5 protein-coding genes are annotated in these 5719 nt (G+C 74.7%); all 5 read right to left on the reverse strand.

Annotated features, from left to right (window positions below; all coding sequences use genetic code 11):
- A partial coding sequence (locus WCS02_RS16570; protein WP_340295242.1) for a UbiA family prenyltransferase occupies positions 1-284 on the reverse strand: 284 nt, incomplete at its 3' end.
- 5 nt (positions 285-289) lie between these two features.
- On the reverse strand, positions 290-1459 hold the full coding sequence (locus WCS02_RS16575) for an inositol-3-phosphate synthase (protein WP_340295244.1): 1170 nt from the start codon (positions 1457-1459) through the stop codon (positions 290-292).
- Positions 1456-3627, reverse strand: a complete 2172-nt coding sequence (locus tag WCS02_RS16580; RefSeq protein ID WP_340295246.1) for a PQQ-dependent sugar dehydrogenase — start codon at positions 3625-3627, stop codon at positions 1456-1458. Before WCS02_RS16580 ends, WCS02_RS16575 begins: the two co-directional genes overlap by 4 nt.
- Before the next feature lie 166 nt (positions 3628-3793).
- Positions 3794-4987, reverse strand: a complete 1194-nt coding sequence (locus WCS02_RS16585) for an ROK family transcriptional regulator (RefSeq protein WP_340295247.1) — start codon at positions 4985-4987, stop codon at positions 3794-3796.
- Positions 4988-5120: 133 nt separating this feature from the next.
- Positions 5121-5719, reverse strand: a 599-nt coding sequence (locus WCS02_RS16590) for an SDR family NAD(P)-dependent oxidoreductase (protein WP_340295248.1), incomplete at its 5' end; no start/stop codon positions are given.

The raw sequence follows: 5719 nt of genomic DNA on the forward strand, positions 1-5719 counted from the left end.
GCGACGGCGAGGCCGGCCGCAGTGAGGCCGCCGGCGACCGCGAGGGCCCGCCCGGCGCTGACCCGGCCGGACGGCACGGGCCGCTCGGGCCGCTCGACCGCGTCGACCGCGCGGTCGGAGAAGTCGTTGAGCGCCATCCCGCCCCAGTACAGGGCGGTGGACGCGACGGGCAGCAGCCACGTCCGCCGGCCCGCGGGCCAGCCGGCGCTGCTGCCCCCGGCGAGGACGTCGCCGGGGACCGTCAGGGCGGCCGGTGCGCGCACCAGCTCGACCAGGTCGGCCATGCGCGTCACCGCAGCCCGCCCGCCCACTCCAGCAGGGCGTCCAGCTGCGCGCTGACCCGGTGATCGCCGGTGCCGACCGGGTCCTTGAAGAAGAAGCCGAGCGCCGGCTGCGGCCCGGTGCGGCCGGCCGCGTGGGCGGCGGCCAGGAGGCGGGCGAGGTCGAGGACGAGCGGTGCCGCGAGGGTGGAGTCGCAGCCCTGCCACGTGAACTGCATGGTCATCCGTGTGCCGAGGAAGCCCTCGAACGCGATGTTGTCCCACGCGGTCTTCCAGTCGCCCATGTCGGCGACGTTCTGGATGACGACCGGGGCCTCGGGGTCGTAGCCGAGGATCTCCGGCAGGACGCGGCCCTTGCTCTGGGCCTTGTTGGCCATGGCGCCGGGGTCGGCGAGCGCCGCCCCGTCGCCGCCGCCGAGGATGTTCATGGCGGCCCACGAGGTCACCCGCAGGGCGCGGGCGGCGAACATCGGGGCGAGCGCGGCCTTGACCAGGGTCTCGCCGGTCTTGCCGTCGCTGCCGGCCCAGGGCAGGCCCTGCTGCTCGGCGAGCTGCTGCAGGGCGGGCAGCCGCGGGCCCGGCCCGGGCGTGAACTCCACGACCGGGCAGCCGGCGCGGAAGGCGGCGTAGGAGTACAGCGAGCTGGCGGGCAGGACCTCGTCCGGCCCGTCGAGCGCGACCTCGAGCGCGTCGAGGTCGTCCAGGCCCGGGTGCGGCGCGGGGAGCGGCCGCGTGGGCAGCAGGTCGACCACGACGACCCGGTCCAGGCCGTTGTCCTCGCGGAAGGCGTGGAGGTCGGCCTCGATGCGGGCGGCGCAGCCGCGCTGGGACTCCCCGGAGTGGGCGACGACCTGCCGGAGCCGGCCGTCGACCTGCTCCAGGCCGGGGGTGACCGCACGGACCAGGGCCCGCGGGAAGACCCCGCCGTCAGCGAGCTGCTCGGCCCGCTTGGCCAGCGGCGTCGCGGTGACGTCGTGGCCGCCGAGGACGAGGTCCCCCACCCCGGGCAGGCCGGCGTCGGCCAGCCCGGGGAGGGAGGTGACGAGCCCGGTCGGTGCGACCAGGTCGTCGGCGAGGGCGAGCGCCCCCACGGCCGCCGTGGTGGCGACGGACCCGCGGGCGCCGAGGAACCACACCCCGGTCCGTGCGCCGGCGGCCGTGGGGACGCTCCCGCTCACGGCGCCGGGACCAGTCGGACCTGGGCGGTGCCGGTCTGGGCGGGGATGCCCTCGGCGCCCGCGTCGGTGTAGCTGGCGACGAAGACCGCGCTCACCTCGTCGGGCTCGTGGCCCTCGGGCAGCGAGGTGGTGATGGTGCCGGTGCAGCCCGAGGTGGAGCTGATCGGGTGCCCGTGCTGGTCGTGGCCCACGACGTAGTAGACCTGGAGCCGGTTGCAGTCGACCGGCTCGTCGTCGGTGACGGTGACCTGGTAGGTGACGGAGTCACCGAAGGAGAAGGCCTGGCCGTCGGCCGGGGTGACGAACGTGACGACCGGCGCCTGGCCGCCCACGGCGATGTCGACGTAGGACGAGGCCGAGCGGCCACGGTCACGGCCGCCGACGTCGGTGACCTTGAGGGTGGCGCGGTAGCGGCCGTCGGTGGCGTAGGTGAAGGTCGGGGAGACCTCCGTGGAGTCCACCGTGCCGTCGGAGTCGAAGTCCCACGCGTAGCGCAGGCGGTCGCCGTCGGGGTCGGTGGTCGCGCTGGCGTCGAAGGCGACGGTCAGCGGCGAGTCACCGGTGGTGGTGTCCGTCACCAGCGAGGGGACCGGGCTGTGGTTGGCCCGGGCGCCGTGGCCCACGTAGTCGAAGCGCGAGAGCTGCGCGTCGGGGTTCTGGGCGAAGTAGCCGTCGCCGTACTCCAGGACGTAGAGCGCGCCGTCGGGGCCGAACTCCATGTCGATCGGGTTGTCCATGACGAGGCTGTCGAGGACGTTGTCGATCTCGGTGACCTCGTCGCCCGCGGCGTCGAGGGTGAACATCTTCGTGTAGTCGCGGGTCCACTCGTAGAAGAACGGCTTGTCCGCGAACGAGGCGGGCCAGGCGACGGAGGGACGGCCCTGGGTCGCGGCGCGGCCCTTGGCGATGTCGCCGTGGTAGACGGGGCCGGCCATCGGGCCGATGCCGCCGGTCTCGAGCTCGGGGAACTCCGGGCTGAGGGCGAACTCGTACTTGACCTCGGGCTCGGTGATCTCGGGCAGGTCGACGAGGCCGGTGTTGTTCGGGGACTCGTTGACGGGGTTGCCGCAGTCGAACGGCTCGCCGGAGGTGCCGGTGGCGAAGTCGTAGTCCACGTAGCCGATGGTCGGGCTGTAGCAGTACGGCCAGCCGTAGTTGGCGGGGTCCTCGACGGACATCCAGCGACCGATGCCGGCGGGACCGCGGGCCGGGTCGGGGTTGCGCGCGTCGGGGCTGTAGTCGCCGATGAACAGGCGGTCCGTCTCGCGGTCGAGCTCGATGCGGAACGGGTTGCGCAGGCCCATGACGTAGATCTCGGGCTTGGTCAGCTCGGTGCCCGGGGCGAAGAGGTTGCCCTCGGGGATCGTGTAGCCGCCGCCCTCGGAGGGCGTGATGCGCAGGATCTTGCCGCGCAGGTCGTTGGTGTTGGCGGACGTGCGCTGGGCGTCGAAGGCCGGGTTGCGCTCGGGCCGCTCGTCGATCGGGATGTACCCCTGCGACTGGAACGGGTTGGAGTCGTCACCGGTCGACAGGTAGAGGTTGCCCTCGGAGTCGAAGACGACGTCGCCGCCCACGTGGCAGCAGATCCCGCGCGTGGTGGGGACCTGGAGGATCTCCTCCTCCGTGGTCAGGTCGATGGTGTCGCCGACCATCTGGAAGCGGGACAGCTGCAGGTAGCCCTCGAAGGGCTCGAAGTCGGCGGCGGTGCCGTTCTCGGGGGCGTCGCCCTCGTTGCCGGGGGTGGCCGGGTTGTCCGACGGGGTGTCGAGCAGGGGCGAGTAGTACATGTACACCCACCCGTTCTCCTCGAAGTCCTCGTCGACCGCGATGCTCTGCAGGCCCTCCTCGTCGTGGAGGTACACGGGCACCTGCGCGGCGAGCGACGTGATGCCGGTGACGGGGTCGTGCAGGCGCACCTCGCCGGAGCGGGTGACGTGCAGGACGCGGTTGTCCGGGAGGACGGCGAGGTCGATGGGCTCGCCGGGGGTGCGGTCGATGGTGACCTTGTCGAACGCCGAGTCCGGCGGGACGGGCAGGTCGGCGGCGGCGGGCTTGGGCTTGACCCTGGGGCTCGCGGCCCCGGCCGGGGCGGACACCGACATGGTGCTGATCACGAGCGCGCCGGCGACCAGCGCAGCGGCTCCTAGGTGGGTCCGGGTTGCTGTCACGTGTTGACTCCTGAGTCGTCGTCGACTGTCAAGGACACTGGCGAAACTACACAGGACTTGCGAAAGTGGTCAATCTGGCGATGAAAGGCCTGTGGTGACCGCTTCGTCCCGGCACGTGACTGTAGCCCCGGACGGGGACTTCTCCGAGGGGGCGGGGTACTTCTGCCTACCGCGGGCTGAACACCTGGTCGCTCACCAGGCGGACGGCCCCGGTGATCCCGGCCAGCCCTCCCAGCTCGCTGAGCACGACCGGCATGTTCCCCGTGGCCAGGGGCAGGGAGCGCCGGTAGACGACCCCGCGCACCTCGGCGAGCAGGGCGTGCCCGAGCTGTGAGACGCGGCCGCCGATGACGAGCAGGCGGGGGTTGAAGAACGAGACGAGGTGGGCCAGCACGACGCCGAGGTCGCGCCCGCCCTGCTGCACCATCGCCATCGCCACGGCGTCGCCGGCGGAGGCGGCCCGGCCGACGTCGGCGGCCGTCACGGTGCCGGTGCGGGCGAGGACGTCGGCCAGCGCCGGCGAGCGGCCGGAGCGGGCGGCGGCGAGCGCGTCCCGGGCCAGGGCCGCACCCCCGAACACGGCCTCCAGGCAGCCCTTGCCGCCGCAGGCGCAGTGCGGGCCGTCCTCGCGGACGCGGATGTGCCCGATGTCCCCGGCGCAGCCGTCGGCCCCGCGGTACAGGTCGCCCTCGACGACGATGCCGCAGCCGATGCCGGTCCCGATCTTGACGAACAGGAAGTCCCGGGCGCCCCGGGCCACCCCGCCCTGCTGCTCCCCCAGCGCCATGAGGTTGACGTCGTTGTCCAGCACGACCGGGCAGCCGAGCTCGCGGACCACGGCGTCGCGGACGGGGTAGGCGTCCCAGCCGGGCATGATCGGCGGGCTGACCGGCACGCCGGCGTGGAAGTCGACCGGGCCCGGCACGCCCACACCGACGCCGCTCGGGCGGCCGCCGCCCTGGCCGTCCATGAGCTCCCGGGTGAGCTGGAGCACCCGGGCGAGGACCTCCTCGGGCCCGCGGCGGACGTCGACCGGCTCGGAGCGGCGGTCGCACACCTCGAGCCGGGCGTCGGTGACGGCGACCTCGAGCGAGGTGGCGCCGACCGCGACACCGACGAAGCGCAGGTCCGGCGACAGGTCGACCATGGTCGAGCGCCGCCCGCCCCGCGAGGCGGCCGGTCCGGCGTCGCGCACGAGCCCGAGCTCGACGAGCCGGACGACCTCCGCGGCCACGGTCGTCCGGGACACCGCGAGGCGCTCGGTGATGTCCACGCGCGAGAGCGAGCCCTCGTCGCGCAGCAGGCGCAGCAGCCTCGCCTGGATCGCGTTCTCCGCACGGCCTGCCAGGGGGGGTGCCATGCGGCTGATGGTGGCACGGCGTCCCCCGCCGGGGGCCGGGCCACGCGGTCGCAAGGCGCACGGTCACGGGCCGGGCGGTCGCAGGCCCCGGTCCGGGGTGGGACGGGGGCGCCGGGACCGGCGTCCGGGCAGGTCAGCCGGTCATCTCGTGCTCGACGGTCCAGCCCTCCCGCGGCCCGTGCCGCTCGTCGGCGAGCGCCAGCAGCCGGGCCGCGACCCGGTCGGGGTCGAACGCCGTGCCCGGGCGCAGCATGCCGCGGACCGTCAGCGTGGCGGCGTGCACGCCCTCGGCGGCCAGGGCGGGGGCCAGGCCGACGAGCAGGGCGCGGACCGCCGCCTTCTGGGGGCCCAGGGTGAGCGCGCCCGGGTCCGGGTGGTCGGCCGCGCCGCTGCCGGTGAGCAGCACGGTGCCCCCGACCGCCGCGAGGTGGGGGCGGGCGGCGTCGACGGCGGCGAGCAGGCTCCCCGCGCCGACCGCGAGGTCCTCGAGCAGCTCCGCCGGCCCGACCGCACCGAGCCCTCCGGGCCGGTAGACGCTGACGTTGTGGTGCAGGACGTCGAGCCGGCCGGTGTGCCGGGCGAAGCGCTCGACGGCGGCCGCGAGCGCGCCGCTGTCGGCCACGTCCAGGGCGGTCCAGCCGACGTCCGTGCCGTGCCCGTCGGCCTCGACCGCGGCGGCCAGCCCGGCGAGCGTCCCCTCGCGGCGCCCGACGAGCGCGACGTCGTGGCCGG

This window comes from Aquipuribacter hungaricus (assembly GCF_037860755.1).
Lineage (GTDB): Bacteria > Actinomycetota > Actinomycetes > Actinomycetales > JBBAYJ01 > Aquipuribacter > Aquipuribacter hungaricus.

Bases quoted from the DNA above. Each gene is read 5' to 3' on its own strand.
- WCS02_RS16585 (WP_340295247.1), bottom strand. From the start codon at position 4,987: ATGGCACCCCCCCTGGCAGGCCGTGCGGAGAACGCGATCCAGGCGAGG.